The organism is Streptococcus porcorum, assembly GCF_053203725.1.
Window position 1 is genome coordinate 35,808 of sequence record NZ_JBRUDG010000009.1, and the last position, 26,236, is coordinate 62,043.

Sequence of the window (26,236 nt, forward strand, 5' to 3'; positions counted from 1 at the left end):
GAAAGGCAGGTAGTTATGTCATCTCTCTTATATACCCAACAATTATCAAAGCAATATGGGAAACAAAAGGCCGTTCATCAGGTTTCTTTAACGATTAATAAAGGAGAAATCTGTGGTTTAGTCGGTGAAAACGGTGCTGGGAAGACAACGCTTCTCAGAATGTTATCGGGTCTCATTTCCCAAACTTCAGGTACCATTACTAGCTCAAAAGATTGTCGTATTGGAGCTTTAATTGAATCCCCTGCTCTACAACCTAATTTATCTGCGATCGATAATCTTCGTTACATGGCTCTGCAATTAAATCTCAAGCAAGCGGATGAAAAAATCTTAGAGACATTAGCAATTGTCGGTTTAGAGGATGTGGATCCTAAGAAAAAATCCAAAGATTTTTCACTGGGAATGCGTCAACGTTTATCCATTGCATTAGCTATCCTAGATGACCCTGATTTTTTAATCCTAGACGAACCGATTAATGGTCTTGACCCTGTTGGAATCAAAGAGATGAGAAGTATTATTTTAAATCTTCGAAATCAATATGGGATGACCATCCTTATCTCCAGTCATATCCTATCAGAGCTTGAGATGGTGGTTGATCGATACATTATTATGCATAAGGGACTTATCGTCAAAGAATTCTCAAAACAAGAGCTTGAACAAACCCTAGAAGAACATCTCTATCTACAAACGAACAACCATCCTAAGACCTTGACTATCCTTGAAGAGCATGGCATCGCTTACAAAATAGATAAGGATTATATCAGTCTGTCATCAGATACGAATGTTATGAGCCTCATTCATCTCTTGATAAACCATGAGATTGAGGTCAAAGAAATTTTTAAACAACAAATGTCATTTGAAGATTATTACCTGACATTGATTCAAGAAGGAGAAGAGCATGATACATTACTTTAAAGCTGATTTATTTAAGATTCAAAAAGAACAGAGATTAACGATTTCATTGGGAATATTAGCTTTACTGTCCTTTTTATCCGCTTTTTTGTTGCATGGCAACGAAGACTTCACTAGCTCTCTTATTCAATTGCTTTCTCAATTTATCACACTATTTTTTATCGTTCCAGCCAACCTATTCTTTGGAGAAGATTTTACTTACCGTACCATCAATAATATTATTATCAAGCAACAAACAAGAAAAAGGGTGTTTTTCTATAAAGTCTTAGCAACCCTTGTACTAGATCTCTCTTATATCCTTCTAGCCTATTTATTGAGTAGCAGTGTTGGCTTACTTCTAGGTGAGCGTATTGATGTTGCAGTAATGCTACAAAGTTTCATTGTTCAAACACCTTTATTTATCTGTATCTCTCTGTTATCCATCCTGATATTTGTCAAGTCCAATAAGGTCAATCAAGCCTATCTTGCCTTTAGTTTAATTAGCCTTCTTTTTGACAATATCTCCAACCTCATTACTAGTAACCTACTCCATATGAAATTACCAATAGATTATTTTCTATTCCTTTCCCTCCAACAAGGGGAAAATATTTCAAGGATATCCATGTGTGTTAGCTTTATGGCTAGTCTTTGCTACTTATATCTAAGTTACTGTATTTTTAGTCGGAAAGAACTTAAATAAATGATAGACACTATTTTCATAAAAATAATACTGGCTCTTCTAAGAGGGTTATTGGATTAGGTGAGTTGATGCTGCCTAAGGCAATATAAAAACACAGATAGCTAGGCTGAGTTTGGTAACATCGGCTGATAGCATCTGTGCTTTTTATTTATTTCAAATAATCTTGTAAGCTGGCAATCAATTCCTGATTGTGTTTGACGTAGGCTTGTTTTTTTTCTTGCGTTAGTCCATTTAATTGTTGGAAATTGGAGAGGAGTTTTTCTTCTAAAATAGCTTGCAAGCCCTGCCCTTTTTCTGTTAATTGTACGATGAGCTGACGTTTATCCTGCTTAGGGACTAGGCGTTGGATGTAGCCTTTTTCCTCAAGTCGCTTGAGGAGTGGCGTCAAAGTGTTGCTAGCTAAATCTAATTTTTCACCTAGCTCTTTAAGTGTCAGCGGAGCTTTTTCCCAGAGAACAAGGAGTACGAGATACTGGGTGTAGGTCAAGTCAAATTCTGTGAGATTTTTCATATAAAATTGATTGAAAAGTTTGTTGACTTGGTAGAAGGAATGGCAGAGCTGTTTTGAGTAATGGTAATCGGACATGGTTTTCATCTTTCTAATCGTTTGCGATAAAAGTATCATATCAAAATTATTTTTTCTTGACAAATCAAACGAATAAGAATAGACTAGACACATACCAAAAACAATCGTGCGCGATTAAAATTTAAAGAAGAAATAGATGAAAAAACAGTGATTGTCTTAACAAATATCATAGTATGGTGAATAGGCCTATCAGGTAGGTCAAAATCGCCAATCTGATCGTGTTATAAGCCAATCTGTTAGCAATTGAGGGAGAAAAATAATGTATCAATACGATGTCACTTTTATTGGTTCAGGACATGCCAACTGGCATGCTGCAGTTGATTTAGCAAAAGCAGGTAAAAAAGTTGCCATTGTCGAAAAAGATATTATAGCTGGAACCTGCACAAACTATGGCTGTAACGCTAAGTTCTTGCTAGAAAGTCCGTTTGAATTTATGGATGGCTTGGCTCGGTATGAAAAGGCAGGGATTGCCAAAACAGGTGAGATCTCATGGGAGAAACTCATGGCTTACAAAAAAGAGGAAATCCCAACCTACTCTCCTATGCTAGAAGGCATGTTTGCTCATCTCTCGATTGACGTTTTAAAAGGTCATGGACAGTTAAAAGATACTCATACCGTCTTGATTGATGAAAAGGAAATCACCACAGACTATATCGTTATTGGAACAGGTCAACGCCCAGCTCGCCTTAATATCCCTGGTAATGAATGGTTCCAAGACAGCCGTGCCTTTCTTGACATGGATCACATGCCAGAGAGAATTGTCTTTATCGGTGCGGGAATTATCGCGTTAGAATTTGCGACAATGGCTTCGCTACTGGGCTCAGAAGTTCACATCATTGAGTTTGCAGATCGTGCTTTAGCAGCCTATCCTGAAAAAATGGTAGCCAGTGTGGTTGAAAAAATGACAGCCGATGGTGTTAACTTCCATTTTAACCAAGCTGTTTCTTCTGTTGAAAAAACTGCAGATGGTCTTCTTATCAAAACAGTTCAGGGATTGGAAATTGAGACAGATACGATTATTGATGCGACAGGTCGTGTCTCAAATGTGGAAGGTCTTGGCTTGGAAACTGTTGGAGTCGATTTTGACCGTACAGGTATCAAGGTAAATGAGTTTATGCAGACATCTCTATCCAATATCTACGCATCTGGTGATGTGGTTTCAAAAACCATTCCGCGCTTGACACCGACTGCTAGCTTTGAATCTAGCTACATTGCAGAGCATATTTTGGGAAATCCAGCTCCAATTAACTATCCAGTTGTTCCAAATGTTGTGTTCACGCTGCCACGTCTGGCTCAAGTTGGTGTTACGATTGCAGAGGCTGAGGCAAATCCTGAACAGTACAAGATTGTTGACATCCCCTTTGGAAAACAATTGAAATTTCAAACTAAGCTAGAAACAGAATCTCACTTTACGCTGATTGTAGGAAGTGACAAGACCTTGAAGGGGGCAGCTTTGTTGGGACATGAAGCAGGAGAGATGATTAACTTGCTGACCTTGATTATTAACCAAAAGCTAACAGCAAAAGATCTAAATCGTATGATTTTTGCTTTCCCTGCAACGACCAATGGTTTACTTGGAGCTCTTAAGCAGGCTCTGGCATAGAAGGGAGCAAGATGCGAACAACCAATTTACAGAAACTTGGAGCTGTTGGTTTCCTAATCAATGCCAGTATTTACCTTGGGACAGAATTGCTGGCTGCTATTGGTACTGGCTACCCACTTGGTTACGTCTATAGTCGGCAGTTTATTTCGGCTCTTGGGGTGTATAATGGCCAACAGGTAGCTGGTGTACCAGAAAACTTTTCGAATTGGGCGATTGTCATGAATAGTGGTTTTATTCTGACTGCAATTGGCTTTGTCCTCTCCTATGCTCTGCTGATTTTTCCTAAAGTAAGACGAAAATATCCGATTTTAGCCATCATTTTCTTGTTAATCGTCACTCTCTTTGGTTTCGGCAGTCTTTTAGTTGGTCTTTTTCAAGGGGGTGTGCCTGGTCAAGATGGTCTGCATGGGCTTGGAGCTCGGTTGTCTTTTATAATGGGCAATAGTAGCTTGCTTTTGACAGGGCTTTTCCTGCCTGAGCAAAAAACGGCTTATCGTACTATTAGCATCCTTCTCGGCTTATGTGGTTTTGTTTCGGCAGGATTTTTGCAGACGGCAATCGCAGAAAATCAAGTAGCCGTTATGGCTATCTATGAACGCCTGACAGTTTACCCTATTACCGTTTGGCAGATATTAACTGGTCTAACATTTATGAAGAAATAGAAAGTCAGGACTCGGTTCTGGCTTTTTGCCGTTTAGGTGTGGAAATCAACCGAATAGCTAAGAGCCCTTGAACCCTTTTACAGATTGGTGTTTAATAGGGATAGAAGGAGGAAGACTATGAAAGTAAAACTAGATATTTCACCAGACATCTTGGAAGACTTGGTGACTATTGAAGCTAAAACGATGTCTGAGAAGATTGCCCAGTTAGTGACCTATGCCCAAAACCTAGACAAGCAGGTTTCTAGATTGATGGTCAAAAAAGGAGATCAGGTGCATCTTTTAGATTATGATGAGATTGTCAGACTTTACTTGGAAGATAAAGTTTTACAGGTGGAAGTGCTAGATGATTCTTTTACCTCTCACTTACGCCTGTATCAAGTTAAGGAATTGTTACCAGTAAACTTTTTACAGATTTCTCAATCAGAAATTATTCAGATTAAGCAACTGGATCACCTCAAATTGACTGCCAACGGTCTGGTTAAACTGGTCATGAAAAATGGCTCGGTTACCTACTCATCACGTCGCTATCTCAAGGTTATCAAAGAAAGGTTAGGACTATGAAAAAATACATCTTATCAGCCAGTTTAGGTGTTACTCTTGGAACTATCATTTCCATCATCACCTCTAGCATATTTGGGCAAGGCACCTATCTTCCGCTCAATCCCTTTTCAACCATGGGGGCCTATTATCTGGCTCATTTTACTCAAACAACTGTTATGCTGATTTGTGTGTTGATTTGGGCAAGTATTGGCATCTTATTTCAGTTAGCAGATAAGATTTATCAGCAGGATTGGAGTCTTCTACGAATGACGGCAACGCATTTTGGCATCACAGCTTTAGGGTTTACACCGCTGGGGATTTTAGCAGGTTGGTTTCCAATCAATTTAGGATCACTGACTTTTTTCTGGGGACTTTTCATTCTAGTCTATATTTTGCTATTTTTAATCAACTATAAACAAATGTCTCGGTCTATCAAAGACATCAATGGCAAGTTATAAACGTAAAAGTTTATCAGAATGTTTAGAAAATTTTGTGTTTTTTGTTGACAGAAAAATTTTTTAAGGTATAATAAGAGTCAATCAGAAGAAGTACACTAAGATAAGTTTTCAGAAAGTTGGCGGTTGTTGTGAGCCAATAACAGTCTTTGTGGAAATGGGCTGAGGTAACTAGAGAATTTTAAACAATGTAAATTCGGTTGGCACACCTTACCGTGCAACTCCTTGTTAGAGGAGGTAGAGATTAGGGAGACCTTATACCCAAATTCCCTAAAATGAGGTGGCACCGCGCTATATTGACGCCCTCGTACAGAGTTTTTTCTGTGCGGGGGCTTTTTGCATCGTCAGATTGACCAGAGGATAGGTAGTCGTTTGTTTTAGTCCTATTAGAAAAGAGGTTCTTATGGAAAAAGTTTTATCAGCAGATATTTTAACTCCGATTCTTGCTTATATGCGCATTAAAGGAGAACATAAGATGATTTTAGAGTCTATTCCAAGAGAGAAGGAAAATGCACGTTTTTCTATTCTAGCTTATAATCCTGTTTTTGAAGTGACCTTTGACAATGGTCAGCTAAGAGAGAACGGTCAAGTCATTGACCAAGATCCGCTGGATTATCTGAGTCAATTGAGCATTGTACCTGCAAAAACAAGTGAGCTTCCGTTTGCAGGAGGTGCCATTGGTTATCTTGGCTATGACATGATTGGAATCTATGAAACTATTGGTCAGATTCCTACAGATACAATTGGAACGCCTGATATGCACTTCTTTGTCTATGAGTCATTTCTGATTTTTGATCATAAAAAAGAGTGTATCCATGTGGTTGAGACAAATGACTATAGCAAGCGTCCTGATACGGAGCTGGCAGAGGCTTTGGAGAGAGTTCTTACTGACCTACAAACCCCATCTAAAGAAGAGTTTTCACCGCTTTCTTTAGAAAAGCTGAGCTTTCACCATCATCTAGAACAGGCAGAGTTTGAAGCTATGGTCAATCGGGCCAAGGACTTGATTCGTCAAGGAGATATGTTCCAATGTGTGCTGAGTCAACGTTTTTCAGCAGAGATGCTAGGGCAGCCGTTTGATTATTACCGCAATATGCGTATTACTAATCCGTCAAACTACCTTTACTTCTATGATTTTGGCGATTATCAGATTATAGGGGCTAGTCCAGAGAGTCTGGTGTCCGTCAAAAAAGGCGTGGTGACAACTAATCCCATTGCAGGGACACGTCATCGTGGTCAAACAGAAGAAGAGGATGCTGTCTTAGCAGCGGAGCTTTTAGCCGATAAAAAAGAAACAGCTGAGCATCGAATGTTGGTGGACCTTGGACGTAATGATATCGGAAGAATTGCCCAAACAGGTAGCGTACAGGTCAGTAAATACATGGAAGTAGAGTATTTTCGCTATGTCATGCACTTAACCAGTGTTGTGAAAGGTGTTCTAAAGGATCCTAGTAATCCTATGGAAGCCTTGAAAGCCACCTTGCCAGCAGGAACAGTATCTGGTGCACCGAAGATTCGTGCCATGCAACGCATTTATGAGCTAGAAAAAGAAAAGCGTGGTATTTATGCTGGTGCTATCGGCTACTTATCGGCAACTGGAGATATGGATTTTGCGATTGCTATTCGGACCATGGTGATTAAAGATCAGAAAGCTTATGTTCAGGCAGGGGCTGGCGTGGTTTATGATAGTGTGGCCAAAAATGAATTTTACGAAACCATCAATAAGGCTAAGGCCATGACAAGAATTGGAGAGCGTTTATGATTTTGTTGATTGATAATTATGATTCTTTTACTTACAATTTAGCGCAGTATATTGGGACCTTTACCGATGTCCTTGTTGTCCGTAATGATGCTGATGATCTTTATGAAAAAGCTGAGCAGGCAGATGGACTCGTTTTTTCCCCAGGTCCTGGTTGGCCAAAAGATGCTGGACTGATGGAGCAGATGATTCAGGATTTTGCTGGGAAAAAACCAATCTTGGGCATTTGTTTGGGGCACCAAGCCATTGCTGAGACCTTTGGAGGTCGGTTGGGACTGGCTAAAAATGTCATGCATGGGAAGCAAAGTCCGATTAAGATCACAGGGCAGTCCCCTATCTTTGAAGGTATTGAAAAAGAAATTCTCATCATGCGTTACCATTCGATTGTCGTTGATGACTTGCCAGCAGAGTTTGAGGTGTTAGCAAGGACAGTGGATGACCATGAAATTATGGCTATTCAACACAAGGAACTTCCGATTTATGGCTTGCAATACCATCCAGAAAGCATCGGTAGTCCAGAAGGGTTGAAGATGGTGGAAAATTTTGTCAAACAAGTGGAGGATAAAGGATGAAGGCGATTTTTAATCAATTATCACGACAAGAAAACCTCAGTCAAGAGGAAATGGAAGCTGTTTTTCATCGCATCTTAAATGGTGAGCTGTCTGAAAGTCAAATCGCAGCCTTTCTCTTAGGTTTAAAGATGAAAGGAGAGACTGTTGATGAAATTTTAGGTCTCGTCAAGGTGGTTAAGGAGTATGCCGCTCAAATCCCTAGCCAAGCGACAGGAGTGATGGATAATTGTGGGACAGGGGGTGATCAGTCTTTTAGTTTCAATATCTCAACGACGGCTAGTTTTATTCTGGCTGCTGGTGGGATAACGGTAGCAAAACATGGCAATCGCTCAATTTCCTCAAAATCAGGATCCGCAGATGTCTTAGAGGAACTAGGGATTGCTGTGGATCTCCCAGAAGAAAGCTTAGGTCAGGTCTTAGATCAAACAGGAATTTCCTTTCTCTTTGCTCAAAAAATGCACCCTGCTATGCGTTATATTTCACCAGCGCGTCAGGCTTTGGGCATTCCAACTATTATGAATCTTATTGGACCTCTTAGTCATCCTATGGAGTTGGATAGTCAGTTGATGGGGCTTTATCGTGCGGACAAGCAAGCTGAATTGATTCAAGTACTAAAGGCTTTGGGCAGACGTCGTGCCTTGATTATTACAGGTCCTGATAACATGGATGAAGCAGCGCTTTATGGGACAAACACCTATACGCTTTTAGATAATGGCCAGATTACTAGCGGCCAGTTTACTTATAAAGATTTGGGAATGGCTGAGGTTCCACTGTCAGCTATTAAAGGAGGCTCTGCTAAAGAAAATGCGGCGATTTTAGTGAGTGTTTTAGAAAATCAAGTCAGTCCTTATCTTGAAACGACTGTTTTAAATGCAGGGTTAGGCTTCTACGCCAATGGTAAGGTGGCATCTATCAAAGAGGGTGTAGCTCTAGCGCGTGAGTTAATCGCTTCAGGAAAGGCACTTGCCAAGTTAAAAGCATTACAGGAGGCACAAATTGACTAAAAAGCAATTTTTACCAGAGATTTTAAAACAAAAGGAAAAAGAAGTGTCAAAGATGGCGCTAGAGGACTTGCTTCCGTTACGTCAGACCTATCGTCTCTATGATTTTTTAAAGGCCCATAAGGATAAGGTACAGGTTATTGCTGAGGTGAAGAAAGCCAGCCCTAGTATGGGGGACATCAATCTAGATGTCGATATTGTGGAACAGGCTAAAGCCTATGAAACAGGTGGTGCTGCGATGATTTCTGTCTTGACGGATGAGATTTTCTTTAAAGGGCACTTGGATTATCTTCGTCAAATTTCGCAAGTAGTAGCTATTCCAACCTTAAACAAAGATTTTATCATTGATGAAAAACAGATTATCCGTGCTAGAAATGCTGGTGCGACAGTGATTCTGTTGATTGTAGCGGCCTTGTCAAAAGCACGCTTGAAAGAACTTTATGATTTTGCGACAGGACTAGGGTTAGAGGTTTTGGTAGAGACACATAATAGTGAGGAATTAGCCATAGCCCATGAGATAGGTGCTGAAATTATCGGTGTTAACAATCGTAATTTAATAACATTTGAGATTGATCTCAATACCAGTCTGCATTTATCGACTCAGTTTAAAGACCACTGTGTGTATGTGTCTGAATCTGGGATTTTTACGGCAGAGGATGTGGCTTTGCTTGCCCCTTATTTTAACGCCATCCTAGTCGGAACAGCGCTTATGCAAGCAGATAACTTAGAAGAAAAGATGAAAGAGTTAGTCTATGACAAAGGTTAAAATTTGTGGCTTATCAACTAAGGAAGCGGTTGAAGCAGCTTGTCAGGCAGGTGCAGATTATATTGGCTTTGTTTTTGCAAAGAGTAAGCGACAAGTTAGCTTAGAGCAGGCAAGGAATTTACGCCAATATGTCTCGGGCAAAACTAAAGTTGTAGGTGTCTTTGTCAGTCCAAGCTTAGCGCAATTACAAGAAGCGATTACAGAAGTTCCGCTTGATTTAGTCCAAATTCACGGAGATGTTAATGAGGAGTGGTTTGCAGAACTGTCAGTTCCTAGTATCCGTGCTATTCAAGTAACCAAAGAAAGCGTTACTTATACCACAAAGGCGGACTACATCTTGTTTGATGCTCCCGTAGCAGGAAGCGGTCAGACATTTGACTGGGAAGGACTAAAAAAACAGCACGTGACCCAGCCTTATTTTATAGCAGGTGGTCTCACCGTTGAGAATGTGGGGTCTGTCAAAAAACACTTTTCAGCCTATGCTCTAGATGTCTCTAGTGGTGTAGAAACAGATGGCAAGAAAGATATCAACAAGATAAAATCATTTATAGAAAGGGTAACTTATGACTTATAATCAACCAGACCAGAATGGCTTTTTTGGAAATTTTGGTGGACGGTTTGTTCCAGAAACTTTGATGACAGCTGTTTTAGAGCTCGATCAAGCCTATCGCGAGAGTAAACAAGATCCAGCCTTTCAAAAAGAATTTCAAGACCTCCTTAAACAATATGTCGGCAGAGAAAATCCGCTCTATTTTGCAAAACGTCTCACAGAGTATTGTGGTGGGGCAAAGATTTACCTTAAACGTGAGGATCTCAACCACACGGGTGCTCATAAAATCAATAATGCCCTAGGGCAAGTGCTTTTAGCTAAGCGGATGGGGAAAAATAAAATTATCGCAGAAACAGGTGCAGGACAGCATGGTGTTGCAACTGCAACAGCAGCAGCTCTTTTTGACATGGAATGTACGATTTACATGGGAGAAGAAGACGTTAAGCGCCAAGCCTTGAATGTCTTTCGGATGGAGTTGCTAGGGGCTAAGGTTCATGCGGTAACAGATGGCTCACGCGTTCTAAAAGATGCGGTTAATGCTGCGCTTCGTGCTTGGGTTGCAGAAGTCGAGGATACGCACTATGTCATGGGATCTGTTTTAGGTCCTGCGCCTTTTCCAGAAATTGTTCGTGACTTTCAAGCAGTCATTGGTCACGAAGCCAAACGTCAATTTCAGGAGCTTTCAGGTGGCAAGCTTCCTGATGCTGTTCTTGCCTGCATTGGTGGTGGGTCAAATGCCATGGGACTTTTTTATCCTTTTGTTGATGATAGCTCTGTTGCTATGTATGGTGTAGAGGCAGCTGGTCGTGGTTTAGATACGGATCAGCACGCTGCCACCTTTGCTAAAGGCCGTCCTGGTGTCTTACATGGAACCTTGATGGATGTCTTGCAAGATGAAAATGGGCAGATTTTAGAAGCTTTCTCGATTTCTGCTGGTTTAGACTATCCAGGCATTGGCCCTGAGCACTGCCATTTTAACGACATCAAGCGAGCAACCTATGTTAGCGTGACAGATGATGAGGCTCTGGAAGGATTTAAACTCTTGTCGCGTCTAGAAGGTATCATTCCAGCCTTAGAGTCTAGTCATGCCATTGCTTATCTTCCAACGTTAGCAAAAGAATTGGGCCCTGACAAATCCATTGTGGTTTGCCTATCAGGGCGTGGTGATAAAGATGTGATGCAAGTTAAGGAAATGCTAGAGGGGAGGAAGGCATAGATGACAAAAACGCTAACCAAACATTTAGAACAGATTATATCGCAGGATAAGGGATTATTTGTGCCTTATATTATGGCGGGAGATCACGATAAGGGCTTAGAAGGCTTATTTGAGACGATTGCGTTTTTAGAAAAGCAGGGCGTTTCAGCTATTGAGGTCGGAGTACCTTTTTCAGATCCTGTAGCTGATGGTCCAGTGATTGAAGCAGCGGGACAACGAAGCTTAGAAAAAGGGACGAGTCTCACAGCATTGGTTAAAAAATTGCAAGAAAAGCAAGTCAACACTCCCTTGGTGCTGATGACTTACTTTAATCCTGTTTACCAGTACGGTGTCGAGAAACTAATCACTGATTTGAAAGATACGTCTGTGGAAGGCTTGATTATTCCAGACCTGCCTTATGAACACGAGGCTTTTGTCAAACCTTATCTGAAAGACAGTGATATGGCTTTGATTTCTTTAGTGAGTTTGACCACAGGGATTGAGCGTCAAAAGATCTTAGTTCAAGAAGCAGAAGGCTTTGTCTATGCCGTGGCTATCAATGGGGTCACTGGAAAATCAAATGATTATCGTGACGACCTCGATCAACACTTAAAAGCTTTAACAGAGGTTTCCCCTATCCCTGTTTTAACAGGATTTGGTGTCTCCAGTCTTGAGGATGTGACACGCTTCAACCGTGTGTCTAATGGTGTTATTGTAGGCTCTAAAATTGTCAAAGCCTTCCATGACAAAGACCAATCCATCGGAAACTTCATCAAAGAGGCGGTTGAGATTTCACCAAGTCTATGTCATAATTAGGTAAAAAGATTTAAAGGAGAAGAGATGAAAAATAAACGTTTAATAGGGGTATTAATAGGCCTTGCCCTTGTCATTATAGCTGTTTTGGGGTATCAATCAGTGACCAAAAAAGAGACAAAAACCACTTCAGCTACGACAGTTAAAGTAGGGGTTCTACAATTTGTAACCCATGAAGCTTTGGATGAAATCTATCGTGGTATCAAGGCAGGGCTAGAAGAAGAGGGGTATTCAGGAGATAAACTAAAAATTGATTTTTTAAATGCTGAAGGTGATCAAAGTAAGGTCCAAACCATGAGTCAGAAGCTGGTTGCCAATCAAAATGACGTTTTAATTGGCATAGCAACCCCAGCAGCTCAAGGTTTAGCCTCTGCCACTAAAGAAATCCCTATTATTATGGGGGCTGTGACAGATCCTGTTGGAGCAAAATTGGTTAAAAGTCTTGATCAACCAGGTGGAAATATCACAGGTGTTTCTGATAAAACTCCTATTAAAGCACAGGTTGAATTAATCAAAGAATTGACGCCAAACGTTAAAACGGTGGGAGTTATTTACTCTAGTAGCGAAGATAACTCAAAATCTCAAGTTGAAGAATTTAAAACCTTGGCTGAAAAAGCAGGACTTGAAGTTGTGGTGAAATCTGTTCCATCTACAAATGAAATCAAGACCACCTCAGAAGTCTTGTTATCACAAGTGGATGCTGTTTGGGTGCCACTTGATAACACGATTGCCTCAGCCTTTTCAACTTTAGTTCAAGTTGCTAAAGAAGCTAAAAAACCTATTTACCCAAGTGTGGATACGATGGTAGAAGAAGGCGGACTAGCCTCAGTGGTGATTGATCAGTATCAGCTAGGTGTTGAAACAGGGAAAATGGCGGCTAAAGTCCTTAAAGGTGAGGACGTTTCGACGCTACCTGTTAATGTTTTTGATGAAGGAACCCCTGTTTATAATGAAGAAGTAGCTAAAGAGCTCGGCATTACGTTGCCAGAAAAATAAAAGGCAATTTTTTCTTGAGTCGAAAACTAAGAGATCCTCAAAAGGAGTTGGATAACTAATATGTTATCCAACTCCTTTTTGATAGATGAGGACAATTAAATAAGATAAGAAAAGATAAGGAATAAAAGGAAGTCTTTTTGTTGGATTTTTGTGGTAGAGAAAAGTGAGGATACCAGCTAGACTAGAAAGTTGGATAACCCAAAGTAAGTCTTGTAGCTTTAGGACAAAGGCTAGACTGGCTAGAAAAAAGAAATCACCTGACCCCATTTTAAGATCTTTTATCTCGGCTATTATTCCAAGTAAAGCTAGGCTCATCACAAGAGGATTAATGGGATTGAGATAAAAGAGGAATAAAGTGGGAATAAGCCAGTTTAAAAGTGGAAAAGAAAGCCATTTTTTATCATGTAAGGATAGGTTTATCCCCATAAAAATCAGAATGATATGGCTAATACTGTTAAAATCAATTATCTTCATACTTATCTTATTCGATAAATATAATCAAATTATTTGCTTTTTAATAATAACCATTCTAAAATAGAGATATAAAGTTGAGGAGGAAAAATCATGTCAGATACAATTGTAGAAAAAATTTATGCTTCGATCGTGCATCAGGTTCAGAAAAAAGAATCCACTATAACTTCAAATGAAAAGACAAAAGCTGTTTTAAATCAAGCAGTAGCAGACTTATCAAAAGCTGCCTCTATCGTTCATCAGGTTCACTGGTATATGCGTGGAGCAGGATTTTTCCATCTTCATCCCAAAATGGATGAATTGATGGATGGGCTAAATGCTCACCTAGATGAGTTAAGTGAACGTTTGATTACGATTGGTGGTGCGCCTTATTCAACACTGAAAGAATTTGATGAACATTCAAAACTTGATGAAATTCCAGGATCATTTGATAAATCTATAGACGAGCATTTGGCACGTCTTGTAGAGGTTTATCAGTATCTTTCAAGTCTATACCAAGTTGGTTTAGATGTTTCAGATGAAGAAGGTGATGATCCTACCAATGGTCTTTTCTCTGATGCACAAGCTGACGCAGAAAAAACCATCTGGATGCTTCAAGCAGAGCGTGGTCAAGCACCAGGGATTCGTTAACAAGAGATGAAGCTGGCGATGCCCAGCTTTTTTCTTTTGTCTAGTAAAAAGCAGACATATTTTTAAAAATTTCGCCAACAAAGCAAACGATTGCATAATTCTGTTGAAAGGACAACAAAATTTTGTTAAAATGAATGTAATATGAAAACACTATATGATGTTCAGCAGTTGCTGAAGCGTTTTGGCATTTTTGTTTATCTAGGAAAACGACTATATGATATCGAGATGATGAAGTTAGAACTTTCTCGTCTCTATGATAATGGCTTGTTAGATAAGCAAGATTACTTAACTGCAGAGCTAATACTGCGTCGTGAGCACCGCTTAGAAAAGGAAAAAGAATATGGCAAAGAAACTTCTAGGAATTGATTTAGGTGGAACAACTGTAAAATTTGGTATCTTGACTTTAGAGGGTGAAGTTCAGGAAAAGTGGGCGATTGACACTAATATTTTAGAGGATGGGCAACACATTGTTCCAGAAATTATTGAAGCAATCAAACACCGTTTAGACTTATACGGCTTAACTGCCGAGGACTTTGCAGGTATTGGTATGGGATCGCCAGGATCAGTAGATATTGTTAATAAAACCGTAACTGGTGCTTATAATCTTAATTGGGCAGAGACACAGGCTGTTGGGCAAGCTATTGAGAGTGCTTTAGGCATTCCTTTTGCCATTGATAATGATGCTAACGTGGCGGCTCTTGGTGAGCGTTGGGTTGGTGCAGGTGAAAACAATCCCGATGTGGTTTTTGTCACTCTTGGAACAGGAGTTGGTGGAGGGATTATTGCTGATGGCAATCTGATTCACGGTGTCGGTGGTGCTGGTGGAGAAATCGGGCATATCATTGTTGAGCCTGAGACTGGCTTTGCTTGTACTTGCGGCAATCTAGGGTGCTTGGAAACAGTAGCTTCTGCCACAGGTGTGGTACGTGTTGCGCGTCATCTGGCAGAAAGCTATGAGGGAGATTCTAGTATTAAAGCTGCTATTGATAATGGTGATAGTGTGACGAGTAAGGATATTTTTGTGGCAGCAGCGAACGGAGATAAATTTGCTAACTCTGTTGTTGAAAAAGTTTCTTTCTATCTTGGACTAGCTACAGCTAATATTTCAAATATCTTGAATCCTGATTCTGTGGTTATCGGGGGCGGCGTTTCAGCTGCTGGAGAGTTTCTTCGTAGCCGTGTCGAAACTTATTTTAACAAGTACGCATTTCCACAAGTTCGTAAAACAACAAAAATTAAGATGGCGCAACTTGGAAACGACGCCGGCATTATTGGTGCAGCAAGCTTAGCACGTCAGTTTGCAAAATAGGTAGTACCGTATGGATATTATTAGTTATTTAATCATTGCTTTTGCTATAGGATTTCTGATTTGGACAATTTGGAATTATTTCCGAGTGAGAAAGGCTGCGCAGTTTGTTGAAAATACGGAATTCAAGAACCTTTTAAGACAAGGTCAGTTAATTGATTTAAGAAGCCCAGCCGAGTTTGGTCGAAAACATATTTTGGGTGCTAGAAATTTTGCTTTAGCTCAATTTAAAGAAAGTTTATCGGCACTGAGAAAAGATAAACCAGTTCTTTTATATGATAGTCGTCGTGGGCAAGCTGTTGCTCGTGCTGTTCTAATCTTAAAAAAAGCAGGCTATCAAGATATTTATGTTTTAAGAGATGGCTTTGAGTACTGGGATGGTAAAGTGAAATAAAAAGTTACTGGACAGGTTTCCAGTAACTTTTTTGTTGGAAAAGACTGCTAGAAAATGAAAGGACAAGATTTATTATTTGATAAAATAGCATTCTAAAAACGTTTACAGCCTCATATGGCATGATTTTTTTAATAAATTATGCTATAATCCTCTAGTTGAAATAAATTATTACTATTATTACAGAGGAAAATATGACAAAATTTAGAGAAGATATTCGTAACGTTGCCATTATTGCCCACGTTGACCACGGAAAAACAACCTTAGTTGATGAGTTGTTGAAGCAATCACAAACGCTTGATGAGCGTACTAATCTTGATGAGCGCGCAATGGATTCTAATGATCTTGAAAAAGAGCGCGGAATTACCATTCTTGCTAAAAATACAGCCGTTGCTTACAATGGAACGCGTATTAACATTATGGACACTCCAGGACACGCGGACTTCGGTGGTGAAGTTGAGCGTATCATGAAAATGGTTGATGGTGTTGTTTTGGTAGTTGATGCCTACGAAGGTACAATGCCACAGACTCGTTTTGTATTGAAAAAAGCACTCGAGCAAAACTTGACACCGATTGTTGTGGTTAACAAGATTGATAAACCATCTGCCCGTCCAGAAGAGGTTGTGGATGAGGTTCTTGAGCTTTTCATTGAACTTGGTGCAGATGATGATCAGCTAGAGTTCCCAGTAGTTTATGCTTCAGCGATTAACGGAACATCATCACTTTCGGATGACCCAGCAGATCAAGAAGCTACTATGGCACCGATCTTTGACACGATTATTGAGCATATTCCAGCTCCAGTAGATAACTCAGATGAGCCACTACAATTCCAAGTTTCTCTTCTTGACTACAATGATTTCGTAGGTCGTATTGGTATCGGTCGCGTCTTTCGTGGGACGGTTAAGGTTGGTGACCAAGTTACCTTGTCTAAGTTAGACGGTACAACGAAAAACTTCCGCGTTACCAAACTCTTTGGATTCTTCGGTCTTGAGCGTAAGGAAATCCAAGAAGCAAAAGCTGGTGATTTGATTGCTGTTTCTGGTATGGAAGATATCTTCGTTGGTGAGACAGTGACTCCAACAGATGCGGTTGAGCCACTTCCAGTCCTTCGTATCGATGAGCCAACTCTTCAAATGACTTTCTTGGTTAACAACTCACCATTTGCTGGTCGTGAAGGGAAATGGGTAACCTCTCGTAAGGTTGAAGAGCGTCTTTTAGCAGAGTTACAAACAGACGTATCACTTCGTGTTGACCCAACTGATTCACCAGATAAGTGGACCGTTTCAGGTCGTGGGGAACTGCACTTGTCTATCTTAATTGAAACGATGCGTCGTGAAGGATATGAACTTCAAGTATCACGTCCAGAAGTGATCATCAAGGAAATTGATGGTGTGAAAATGGAGCCATTTGAGCGCGTTCAAATTGATACACCAGAAGAATATCAAGGTGCGGTGATTCAATCTCTTTCTGAGCGTAAAGGGGACATGCTTGATATGCAAGCAACAGGAAATGGTCAAACACGTTTGGTTTTCTTGGTTCCAGCGCGTGGTTTGATTGGCTACTCAACAGAGTTCTTATCAATGACTCGTGGTTATGGGATTATGAACCATACTTTTGATCAATACCTTCCAGTTGTAGCAGGGGAAATCGGTGGACGTCATCGTGGTGCATTGGTTTCTATTGATGCTGGTAAAGCAACAACATACTCTATTATGCGTATTGAAGAGCGTGGAACAATCTTTGTTAACCCAGGGACAGAAGTCTATGAAGGGATGATCATTGGTGAAAACTCACGTGATAATGATTTGACAGTTAACATCACCACTGCTAAGCAAATGACTAACGTTCGTTCAGCAACAAAAGATCAAACATCTGTCATTAAAACACCTCGTATTTTGACTCTAGAAGAGTCTCTTGAGTTCTTAAACGATGATGAATACATGGAAGTTACACCAGAATCTATTCGCTTACGCAAACAAATTCTAAATAAAGCAGCTCGTGATAAGGCAGCTAAAAAGAAAAAATCAGCAGAATAAGCTGATGAGGGGGCAAAAATGTCTTATTTAATTCTTGCCTTGTTGATTGTGGTTTATTATGTCTTTGCTGCTCCAAAGACTGTTAAATCAACCATGAATGTTATCGCCTTTGTTGGACTATGTGCGTCTTTATTGGTTTTGGGAGGTTTGAGTCTTGTCAAGCTAGTCCAGTCTCCACCAGAGATCTTTATTGGCTTTGCCATGACTATTTTAGCTTATTTTGTCATTTTAGATATTTCAAAATTACCGAAACGAGATAAATCTAACAGAAGGTAAACGTGTCACTACCAACAAGTTTCTTGATTCTATTTTAGAGAGTATTGGTCTTCTTGGGATGACAAAATGAAAAGCTAGGCAATAGATGCCTAGCTTTTTTGGGCTCTTTGTTAACTGTAGTGGGTAGATGAAAAGCTAACACCTAGAGAGGACGAACTTCGTTCTCTCTTTCTTTATGTTCAAAGCAATCAAAATCCGTTGTTTAAAGTTTTCAAAGTTCCTGAAACCAAAGGCATTTCTTTTAATGACTTTGATGAGATTATTGGTAGCTTCCAGTTTGGCGTTGGAATAATGTAGCAGATCTTTATTATAATGGTGCCGATGGCATTGCCATTATTTCGGCCATCGCACAGTCAGATAATGTGCAATATGCTGTCAAAGAACTTCTATCGTTTTCGAAATGAATGTTTAGGGGAGTAGGATAAACATATTCTCAATCTATTATAGATATTATTTATCACTCTGATAGATAAAAACTATTGGCGTAAGTAAAAATAATAGAGTACAATAAAGACAATTTAAAAGATAACATTAATTAGAATGTTGTCAAAACTTTACGACAAGGAGTCAATCATGGCAAGAGAATTGAGTTTTGAAACCCTTCAACTACACGCTGGACAAACTGTTGACCCGACGACAAAGTCACGTGCGGTACCAATTTATCAAACAACCTCATACGTTTTTGACAATGCCCAAGAAGGAGAAGACCTTTTTGGTTTGAAGAAAACAGGGAACATCTACACTCGTATTGGAAATCCGACAGTTGCAGTCTTTGAAGATCGCATTGCAGCTCTTGAAAAAGGTGTGGGTGCTTTGGCAACGGCTTCAGGGATGGCTGCTATTACCTATACTGTACTTGGTTTAGCACACGCTGGCGATCATGTGGTTGCTGCTACAACTCTTTATGGTGGTACCTTTAATCTTCTGAAAGAAACCTTACCACGTTATGGTATTACAACAACATTTGTAGACGTTGATAAACTTGATGAAATTGAGTCAGCAATTCAAGATAATACTAAGCTAGTTTTTATTGAAACTCTTGGTAATCCTTTGATTAACATACCAGACATTGAAAAAATTGCTGATATTGCACATGCTCATAAGATTCCTCTGGTAGCTGACAATACTTTTGGGACACCCTACCTCATCAATGTTTTTTCACACGGTGTAGATATTTCGGTTCATTCTGCAACGAAATTTATCGGTGGTCATGGGACAACGATTGCAGGTGTTATTGTAGATTCTGGTCAGTTTGATTGGGCAGCCTCTGGTAAATTCCCACAATTTGTTGATGAAGACCCTTCTTATCATAATATCAGTTATACTCGAGATATTGGGCCAGCTGCTTTTATCACAGCACTTCGTGTACAGCTTCTTCGTGATACTGGTGCAGCCTTGTCACCATTTAATGCCTTTTTACTTTTGCAAGGTCTGGAGACCTTATCATTGCGCATTGAGCGGCATGTTGAAAACACTAAAAAAATCGTTGATTTCTTAGAAAAACACCCTAAAGTTGAAAAGGTCAATTATCCAAGTCTGCCTTCAAGTCCATACTATGAATTAGCTCAAAAGTATCTACCAAAAGGTGCTGGTTCCATCTTTACTTTCCATGTCAAAGGAGGGCAAGATGAGGCACGTAATGTTATTGATAACCTTGAAATATTTTCAGATTTGGCCAATGTTGCTGATGCTAAATCATTAGTCGTTCATCCTGCAACGACTACACACCAACAATTGTCAGAAGAAGACTTGTTGGCTTGTGGTGTCACACCAAACCAAATTCGTATTTCTGTTGGTCTCGAAAATGCAGACGACTTGATTGAAGATTTATGCTTGGCTTTGGAGAAAATCTAAGATAAGCGAAGTGACTCAACCTAGAAAAAGGTTGAGTCAGAATGAAGACAAAGTCGTTAGAATTGTATTTCTAACGGCTTTTTCATGCTTAAAGTAATATAATAGAGATAGGAATCCAGTTAATAAGTAGAGGGAGAATCGCTATGTTACACAAAGAAAATCCAGACTACAATCGCGGTCAATTTGGTTTCTACAGTTTAGATGACCTTGTTCCTCAAGATCATCTCCTTCGTCAAATAGAGGAAGCTATTGACTTCTCCTTTATCTATGACTTAGTCGCAGATAGCTATAGCGATGAAACAGGGCGTCCTAGTCTTGACCCTGTTCTGCTCATTAAAATTCCAATCCTGCAGTGTCTCTTCGGCATTCGTTCCATGCGCCAAACCAACCATTAAGGAAATTGAAGTGAACATTGCCTACCGTTGGTTTCTCGGTCTTCGACTGGATGATAAGGTGCCTCATTTCACTGCCTACGGAAAGAATTATGTCCGTCGTTTCCAAGATAGACAGGTCATTGAAGGCATTTTCACCCATATCTTAGGGCTCTGTGTCAACGCAGGATTCATAGATCCAACAGCAATTTTCATTGACGGTACCCATATCAAGGCTGCGGCAAATAACCGTAAATTCATCAACCGTGAAGTTGAAAAGCAAGCCAAGTTTATGAGTGAGCAGTTAGAGATTGAAATCAATAGAGATAGAGAAAAGCATGCAAAAAAGCGGCTAGGGCCCGCAAAAGAGCCGGAGCCCGTCGCTAAGAAAATTTCTACAACCGACCCTGAAAGTGGTTGGTTTCATAAGGGGGACCATAAGGAAGTATTCGCTTATACAGCTCAGGTTGCTTGTGATAAGCATGGTTGGGCTGTGGCTTATAGCGTGGAGGATGGCAATGTCCATGACAGCCAGGCCTTTCCTGCACTCTTCGCTAAACTCCAGCCCTTTCAACCTAGCTTTCTCATTGCCGATTCTGGCTATAAGACCCCAAGTATCGCTCGCTTCCTCCTAGAACAAGAGATTACGTCAGTTTTCCCTTATACACGACCAAAGGGGAAGAAGGGGAAACTACGCTCGAAGGATTTTGTTTATGATGAATACTGTGACTGTTATATCTGTCCTGAGAATCAGGTCTTAACCTACCGCACTACAACCAGGGAAGGTTATCGAGAATATAAGAGTGATCCAGCTATCTGTGCTACTTGTCCACTCTTATCCATTTGTACAGAGAGCAAGAACAAGCAGAAAGTGGTAACTCGACACCTTTGGAAAGAGGCTTTAGAAACCTGTGAAGAGATTCGACATCGAAAGGACATGAAGGAACTCTACCAGAAACGGAAAGAAACCATTGAACGCCTCTTTGGGACAGCTAAAGAGTACCACAATCTTCGTTATACAAGAGAGAAAGGCAAGTCCAAAATGGAAGATAAGGTTGGACTGACTTTGGCGTGCTTAAATCTCAAAAAATTGGTAAAAATAAGGGCAGGCAAGCTTTTTTATTTTGGACAATTACCCTCTATTTTAGTAAATAGAGGTGATTTAAATTCTATAAACAGAAAAAGACAAATATCAATCGAGATGTTTGTCTTCATTATGGTTTCGAGCCAATTTTTCTCGTAGAGAAAAACAAGAAAACCACCAGCTATGCTGGTGGCTGACAAGGCTTTGAGCTTCCATTTCTTTTTCCTGTTATAATCTAATTGTTCAGGTTAGATAAAGGAGTAAAAAGAAATGGCTAAAACCAGTTACAGTTTATCACATACCAAATGGATGTGCTCTATCACATAGTTTTCACACCTAAGTACCGGAGAAAATCCATTTACTACAAAATTAGACAGGATTTAATTGATATTTTCCGTCATCTATGTCAATACAAAGGCGTGGAAATCATTGAGGGACACATGATGCCAGACCATGTTCATATGCTTGTCTTGATACCTCCGAAACTTTCGATTTCCGATTTTATGGGATATTTGAAAAGCAAAAGTGCTCTAATGATATTTGATAAACACGCTAATTTAAAATATAAGTATGGAAATCGAAAGTTTTGGGCCATAGGCTACTATATTAGTACCGTTGGTCTGAACGAAAAGACAGTTGCGAAATACATTCGCGAGCAGGAGAAAAATGACATTGCACTTAATTCTTGAGTGTCAAAGAGTATGAATATCCATTTTCAGATGGCAGTTTTAGAACAAGATAAAAGCCCGTTGTTACGGGCATTAGTCAAGTAATTATAGCACTAACCTGAACGAAGTTCAGCGAACGTCTTTAGACGTCGCTGGAGAGAAACGGCTTATAGCCGGTGTACAAGCCACCTGTTTTCACGGGTAGTTATGACTCTGAAGCTAGGCAATAGATGCCTAGCTTTTTTGTATGGCAGGTGATAGCAGCAATCCTTTCAAAATCTTGAAAAACTAATCAATTAAGGGTAAAATATTAGGGAATACATTGTAAGAATTGAGAAGGATATGAAACAGATTACTGATTTTGAAAATAAGAAGGTGTTGGTTTTAGGATTAGCACGTTCAGGTGAAGCAGCAGCAAGACTTTTAGCGAAATTAGGAGCTATTGTTACTGTTAATGATGGAAAACCCTTTGAAGATAATCCTTCAGCTCAATCTCTTCTTGAGGAGGGGATTAAGGTTATTTGTGGTAGTCATCCTCTAGAATTGTTAGATGAGGATTTTGCTTATTTAATAAAAAATCCTGGGATACCTTATACCAATCCTATGGTAGAAAAAGCTATCTCTAAAGGTATTCCTGTTATCACAGAGGTAGAGCTTGCCGCACGTATTTCGGAGGCGAAGATTATTGGTATTACTGGCTCAAACGGGAAAACTACTACGACAACCATGATTGCGGATGTTCTAAATCAAGCTGGTCAGTCAGCACTTTTATCGGGTAATATTGGTTTTCCAGCTTCTGAGGTAGCAAGTCACGCGACAGATCAAGATACTTTAGTGATGGAGTTGTCTAGCTTCCAGTTGATGGGTGTGACGACCTTTAAGCCACATATTGCTGTCATTACAAATTTGATGCCAACTCATTTAGACTATCATGGTAGCTTTGATGATTATGTTGCTGCCAAATGGCACATACAAGACAAGATGACTGCTGCTGATATTATTGTACTGAACTTTAATCAGGACTTGGCTAAAGATTTAGCACAAAAAACAAGAGCTCAAGTTCTTCCGTTTTCAACACAGGAAAAGGTAGATGGTGCTTATCTTTTAGATGGTCAACTTTATTTTAAAGATGAGTGTGTGATGTCAGCATCGGAGCTAGGAGTTCCAGGCAGTCATAATATTGAGAATGCCTTGGCTACTATTGCTGTTGCTAAATTATCAGGTGTTGAAAACACTGTTATTAAAGAAACACTGAGTCAATTTGGTGGAGTCAAGCATCGTTTACAGAAGGTGGGTAGTCTTCAAGGCGTGACCTTCTATAATGATAGTAAATCTACCAATATTTTAGCTACCCAAAAAGCGCTCTCAGGTTTTGACAATGCTAAGGTTGTTTTGATAGCAGGGGGTCTGGACCGTGGCAATGAATTTGATGATTTAGTGCCTGATATTACTGGATTAAAGAAAATGATTATTTTGGGCGAGTCTGCTCCACGTGTGATTCGTGCAGCTCAAAAAGCAGAAGTACCGTATCTAGAAGCTACAGATATAGAAGAGGCTACCCGTCTTGCTTTTCAGTCAGCTAGCGAGGGTGATATTGTCTTATTAAGTCCTGCTAATGCAAGTTGGGATATGTATCCTAATTTCGAGGTTCGTGGAGAGGTCTTTTTAGATACCTTTTCACGTCTAAATAAAGGAGAGTAAGATGGCTAAAAAGATCGTTTTCACGGGTGGTGGAACAGTAGGGCATGTTACTTTGAATTTGATATTGATTCCCAAATTTATCAAAGATGGCTGGGAAGTTCATTATATAGGTGATAAAAAAGGTGTTGAATACAAAGAAATTCAAAAATCAGGCTTTAACATCACCTTTCATGGAATTGCAACAGGAAAATTACGTCGCTATTTTAGCTGGCAAAACATGCTTGATGTGTTTAAAGTTGGTTTTGGTATTCTGCAAGCTATGGTTATTCTAGCAAAAATTCGTCCGCAAGCCCTTTTTTCAAAAGGAGGCTTTGTATCTGTACCTCCCGTTATTGCCGCTAAAACATTAGGAATTCCTGTTTTTATACATGAGTCAGATTTATCAATGGGATTAGCTAATAAGATTGCTTATCGTTTTGCGACAACCATGTACACGACTTTTGAGCAAGGTGAGCAACAAGTCAAGTCAAAACATGTCGGTGCGATTACTAAAGTAGGAACAAATGTTTATGTCAAAACGCCAGCATTAGATGAAATCATCGCTCACTTTGATTCAGACCGTCAGACGCTCTTATTTATTGGTGGCTCTGGAGGAGCACGGGTTTTTAATGAGCTGATTACTAATACTTCAGATTTAACAAAAGACTACAATGTTATTAATATCTCCGGTGATTCTAGTCTTAATACGCTTTCTAAAAACTTATATCGTGTGGACTATGTTACGGATTTATATCAACCCTTGATGAATCTAGCAGACATTGTTGTGACTCGTGGTGGCTCCAACACAATTTTTGAATTGGTTGCTATGAAAAAGCTACATCTTATCGTTCCTTTGGGGAAAGAAGCTAGTCGAGGTGATCAACTAGAAAATGCAGATTATTTTGAAAAAAGAGGTTATGCTCTGACATTATATGAACAAGACTTTGATTACCCTCATTTAAAAACTTCCTTAGATAAGATTTGGGAGAGTCGGTCGGATTTTTATCAAGCAATGGAAAAAACACAAGATTTAAAATCACAAGAAGACTTCTACCAACTTCTCTTAGAGGATATCAACGAGAAGCTTAAGAGAAAGTAGAGGATTATGTCAAAATCAGAAGATAAAGAACAAGTAGAGGTGGGGACTCAAGCAGAGTTAACCGAGTGGCAACAACGCAATCTAGAGTTTATTGAAAAAAAAGAGCGCGAAAAAAAAGAACGCGAAAAACAAAGAAAAGAAGAATTGGCTAAGCGCTTAGCAAGAGAGCAAGAGGAGATAGAGGCAGCGCTAACACCCTCAGAAAAAAGAGCGATACTGAAACGTGAAAAAAGAAAGAAAAAACAAGATCAAAAGCGGATAAAATCACAACAAAAAGCACAAAAAAAGGCAAGACGTATGCCTGCCTCACAACGTTTTGGTGTGATAACGGTTATAACTCTTTCAAGCTTAATCTTACTTTGGTCAATTTTTTTGATTACACCATTTGCAACACAAAAGGTAATTGATGTTACAGGGCAACAAGAAGCCGATTCAAATGCTTTACTTAAAGCGACAGAGATTAAAACGAGTGATTATATTTTTACGACCATTTTAAATAGTAAGCAAATAGAGGAAAATGTAAAGAAAAATTCTGTTTGGGTGAAAGATGCTCGTTTAACTTATCAACCGTTTAATCATTTTCTTTTAACGGTTGAGGAATATCCAGTAGTTGCTTATCAGGTCAAAGATGGCAACTATCAAGCTATCTTAAGCAGTGGGGAGCTTTCTGAACAATTGGCTAGTGATCAGATTGATTCTACTTTGGCTCTGGTTGATGGTTTAAGTCAATCACAAGTAAGTACTTTAGCGAAGCAGTTAAAAAAATTATCAAAAGAACAGCTTCAACAATTTCAATCAATTAGCTTAACGCCAACAAAGGCTACCTCTGATTTATTAACTATTCTTTTAAGAGATGGTAACACGCTTAAAATCCCTTTATCTGAGCTAGCTGAAAAGTTACCCTATTATCAAAAAATTCAAAGTAGTTTGATGTCTCCAGTTGTTGTGGATATGGAGGTTGGTATCTATACAACTTCGGAGGAAAATAGTGATACTAATATCACGACAAGTGAAACTTCGACGGCATCTTCCTCTAGTCAAGAGACTATTGCAACTGAGGCAAGTCAATAATAATCAGAGAAAGTCTGATTTAGTTGGAATAAAAATTAATTTTATATGACAAAGAAGGTAAAATGATAACATTTTACTTTTTTTTATGGCTCTATAATTTCTGTAGTGGGTAAGAACACCGTGGAAATTATGGAGCCTTTTTGAATATAGAAAAAGGTCCCATATGACCTATAATGAAAAGCGACGAAACTCACATTAGAAAGGGTTCATATG

Annotated in this window: 26 protein-coding genes, 3 pseudogenes and 1 other annotated feature; of the genes and pseudogenes, 26 read left to right on the top strand and 3 right to left on the bottom strand. The window is 39.5% G+C overall.

Features of this window, described 5'->3' with window-relative positions; all coding sequences use genetic code 11:
- Window positions 1-15 precede the first annotated feature (15 nt).
- Window positions 16-912, top strand: coding sequence for an ATP-binding cassette domain-containing protein (locus tag ACVRWY_RS03780; RefSeq protein WP_354368135.1), 897 nt, complete (start codon window positions 16-18; stop codon window positions 910-912).
- On the top strand, window positions 896-1,588 hold the full coding sequence (locus ACVRWY_RS03785) for an ABC transporter permease (protein ID WP_354368133.1): 693 nt from the start codon (window positions 896-898) through the stop codon (window positions 1,586-1,588). Before ACVRWY_RS03780 ends, ACVRWY_RS03785 begins: the two co-directional genes overlap by 17 nt.
- Window positions 1,589-1,736: 148 nt before the next feature.
- On the opposite strand, the gene ACVRWY_RS03790 is transcribed toward ACVRWY_RS03785, so the two are convergent.
- Entirely contained in the window at window positions 1,737-2,213 is a 477-nt protein-coding gene (locus ACVRWY_RS03790) for a MarR family winged helix-turn-helix transcriptional regulator (RefSeq protein ID WP_354368131.1), read from the bottom strand.
- Between the two features lie 220 nt (window positions 2,214-2,433).
- Between ACVRWY_RS03790 and ACVRWY_RS03795 the strand changes: the two genes are divergently transcribed.
- The 12 genes from ACVRWY_RS03795 (at window position 2,434) to trpX (ending at window position 13,086) form a co-directional block, all read left to right on the top strand.
- The gene (locus ACVRWY_RS03795) at window positions 2,434-3,777 is read left to right on the top strand and encodes a dihydrolipoyl dehydrogenase family protein (RefSeq protein WP_354368129.1); all 1,344 of its coding nucleotides are present in this window, start codon (window positions 2,434-2,436) and stop codon (window positions 3,775-3,777) included.
- An 11-nt stretch (window positions 3,778-3,788) separates the two neighbouring features.
- Window positions 3,789-4,439, top strand: a complete 651-nt coding sequence (locus ACVRWY_RS03800) for a DUF998 domain-containing protein (protein ID WP_354368127.1) — start codon at window positions 3,789-3,791, stop codon at window positions 4,437-4,439.
- Window positions 4,440-4,556: 117 nt separating this feature from the next.
- Window positions 4,557-5,000, top strand: a complete 444-nt coding sequence (locus ACVRWY_RS03805; RefSeq protein ID WP_354368125.1) for a LytTR family DNA-binding domain-containing protein — start codon at window positions 4,557-4,559, stop codon at window positions 4,998-5,000.
- Window positions 4,997-5,437 (top strand): DUF3021 domain-containing protein, encoded by a 441-nt coding sequence (locus ACVRWY_RS03810; RefSeq protein WP_354368123.1) that lies wholly within the window; start codon window positions 4,997-4,999, stop codon window positions 5,435-5,437. The genes ACVRWY_RS03805 and ACVRWY_RS03810 overlap by 4 nt, the downstream gene beginning before the upstream one ends.
- Window positions 5,438-5,504: 67 nt before the next feature.
- Window positions 5,505-5,744, top strand: a binding site (T-box leader).
- A gap of 93 nt (window positions 5,745-5,837) precedes the next feature.
- Window positions 5,838-7,196 (top strand): anthranilate synthase component I, encoded by a 1,359-nt coding sequence (gene trpE, locus ACVRWY_RS03815; protein ID WP_354368121.1) that lies wholly within the window; start codon window positions 5,838-5,840, stop codon window positions 7,194-7,196.
- Window positions 7,193-7,765, top strand: coding sequence for an aminodeoxychorismate/anthranilate synthase component II (locus ACVRWY_RS03820; RefSeq protein WP_354368119.1), 573 nt, complete (start codon window positions 7,193-7,195; stop codon window positions 7,763-7,765). Before trpE ends, ACVRWY_RS03820 begins: the two co-directional genes overlap by 4 nt.
- The gene (trpD, locus tag ACVRWY_RS03825; protein ID WP_354368117.1) at window positions 7,762-8,769 is read left to right on the top strand and encodes an anthranilate phosphoribosyltransferase; all 1,008 of its coding nucleotides are present in this window, start codon (window positions 7,762-7,764) and stop codon (window positions 8,767-8,769) included. Before ACVRWY_RS03820 ends, trpD begins: the two co-directional genes overlap by 4 nt.
- A complete protein-coding gene (gene trpC / locus ACVRWY_RS03830; protein ID WP_435533033.1) occupies window positions 8,762-9,532 on the top strand; it encodes an indole-3-glycerol phosphate synthase TrpC in 771 nt (256 codons plus the stop codon). The genes trpD and trpC overlap by 8 nt, the downstream gene beginning before the upstream one ends.
- Window positions 9,519-10,106 (top strand): phosphoribosylanthranilate isomerase, encoded by a 588-nt coding sequence (locus tag ACVRWY_RS03835; protein WP_354368115.1) that lies wholly within the window; start codon window positions 9,519-9,521, stop codon window positions 10,104-10,106. The genes trpC and ACVRWY_RS03835 overlap by 14 nt, the downstream gene beginning before the upstream one ends.
- The gene (trpB, locus tag ACVRWY_RS03840) at window positions 10,096-11,298 is read left to right on the top strand and encodes a tryptophan synthase subunit beta (RefSeq protein ID WP_354368113.1); all 1,203 of its coding nucleotides are present in this window, start codon (window positions 10,096-10,098) and stop codon (window positions 11,296-11,298) included. The genes ACVRWY_RS03835 and trpB overlap by 11 nt, the downstream gene beginning before the upstream one ends.
- Window positions 11,299-12,093 (top strand): tryptophan synthase subunit alpha, encoded by a 795-nt coding sequence (gene trpA / locus ACVRWY_RS03845; RefSeq protein ID WP_354368112.1) that lies wholly within the window; start codon window positions 11,299-11,301, stop codon window positions 12,091-12,093. It begins immediately after the preceding gene.
- Window positions 12,094-12,117: 24 nt separating this feature from the next.
- On the top strand, window positions 12,118-13,086 hold the full coding sequence (gene trpX, locus ACVRWY_RS03850; RefSeq protein WP_354368111.1) for a tryptophan ABC transporter substrate-binding protein: 969 nt from the start codon (window positions 12,118-12,120) through the stop codon (window positions 13,084-13,086).
- Window positions 13,087-13,149: 63 nt separating this feature from the next.
- On the opposite strand, the gene ACVRWY_RS03855 is transcribed toward trpX, so the two are convergent.
- On the bottom strand, window positions 13,150-13,560 hold the full coding sequence (locus ACVRWY_RS03855) for an A24 family peptidase (RefSeq protein ID WP_354368109.1): 411 nt from the start codon (window positions 13,558-13,560) through the stop codon (window positions 13,150-13,152).
- Window positions 13,561-13,650: 90 nt separating this feature from the next.
- Here ACVRWY_RS03855 and ACVRWY_RS03860 point away from each other — a divergent pair, with 90 nt between their 5' ends.
- The 6 genes from ACVRWY_RS03860 (at window position 13,651) to ACVRWY_RS03885 (ending at window position 18,196) form a co-directional block, all read left to right on the top strand.
- Complete coding sequence (locus ACVRWY_RS03860; RefSeq protein WP_354368107.1) at window positions 13,651-14,187, top strand: Dps family protein; 537 nt, start codon at window positions 13,651-13,653, stop codon at window positions 14,185-14,187.
- Between the two features lie 141 nt (window positions 14,188-14,328).
- Window positions 14,329-14,553, top strand: a complete 225-nt coding sequence (locus tag ACVRWY_RS03865; RefSeq protein ID WP_354368105.1) for a YqgQ family protein — start codon at window positions 14,329-14,331, stop codon at window positions 14,551-14,553.
- Window positions 14,528-15,496, top strand: coding sequence for an ROK family glucokinase (locus ACVRWY_RS03870; protein ID WP_354368103.1), 969 nt, complete (start codon window positions 14,528-14,530; stop codon window positions 15,494-15,496). The genes ACVRWY_RS03865 and ACVRWY_RS03870 overlap by 26 nt, the downstream gene beginning before the upstream one ends.
- A gap of 10 nt (window positions 15,497-15,506) precedes the next feature.
- Window positions 15,507-15,887: a rhodanese-like domain-containing protein gene (locus ACVRWY_RS03875; protein WP_354368101.1), complete on the top strand. Its 381-nt coding sequence runs from the start codon at window positions 15,507-15,509 to the stop codon at window positions 15,885-15,887.
- Window positions 15,888-16,078: 191 nt separating this feature from the next.
- Window positions 16,079-17,920, top strand: coding sequence for a translational GTPase TypA (gene typA, locus ACVRWY_RS03880; RefSeq protein WP_354368099.1), 1,842 nt, complete (start codon window positions 16,079-16,081; stop codon window positions 17,918-17,920).
- Between the two features lie 18 nt (window positions 17,921-17,938).
- A complete protein-coding gene (locus tag ACVRWY_RS03885) occupies window positions 17,939-18,196 on the top strand; it encodes a DUF3165 family protein (protein WP_354368097.1) in 258 nt (85 codons plus the stop codon).
- 135 nt (window positions 18,197-18,331) lie between these two features.
- Here the strand turns inward: ACVRWY_RS03885 and ACVRWY_RS03890 are convergent.
- A pseudogene (locus tag ACVRWY_RS03890) lies at window positions 18,332-18,493 on the bottom strand (transposase); the annotation flags it as partial.
- A gap of 276 nt (window positions 18,494-18,769) precedes the next feature.
- Here ACVRWY_RS03890 and ACVRWY_RS03895 point away from each other — a divergent pair.
- From ACVRWY_RS03895 to ACVRWY_RS03920, 6 genes and pseudogenes are all read left to right on the top strand, one after another.
- Complete coding sequence (locus ACVRWY_RS03895; RefSeq protein ID WP_354368095.1) at window positions 18,770-20,050, top strand: O-acetylhomoserine aminocarboxypropyltransferase/cysteine synthase family protein; 1,281 nt, start codon at window positions 18,770-18,772, stop codon at window positions 20,048-20,050.
- 143 nt (window positions 20,051-20,193) lie between these two features.
- A pseudogene (locus tag ACVRWY_RS03900) lies at window positions 20,194-21,664 on the top strand (IS1182 family transposase).
- 111 nt (window positions 21,665-21,775) lie between these two features.
- Window positions 21,776-22,247, top strand: a pseudogene (gene tnpA / locus ACVRWY_RS03905) (IS200/IS605 family transposase).
- Between the two features lie 268 nt (window positions 22,248-22,515).
- Complete coding sequence (murD, locus tag ACVRWY_RS03910; protein ID WP_354368093.1) at window positions 22,516-23,874, top strand: UDP-N-acetylmuramoyl-L-alanine--D-glutamate ligase; 1,359 nt, start codon at window positions 22,516-22,518, stop codon at window positions 23,872-23,874.
- A 1-nt stretch (window position 23,875) separates the two neighbouring features.
- Window positions 23,876-24,952, top strand: a complete 1,077-nt coding sequence (locus tag ACVRWY_RS03915) for a UDP-N-acetylglucosamine--N-acetylmuramyl-(pentapeptide) pyrophosphoryl-undecaprenol N-acetylglucosamine transferase (RefSeq protein WP_354368091.1) — start codon at window positions 23,876-23,878, stop codon at window positions 24,950-24,952.
- A 6-nt stretch (window positions 24,953-24,958) separates the two neighbouring features.
- A complete protein-coding gene (locus ACVRWY_RS03920; protein ID WP_354368089.1) occupies window positions 24,959-26,023 on the top strand; it encodes a cell division protein FtsQ/DivIB in 1,065 nt (354 codons plus the stop codon).
- Window positions 26,024-26,236: the final 213 nt, after the last annotated feature.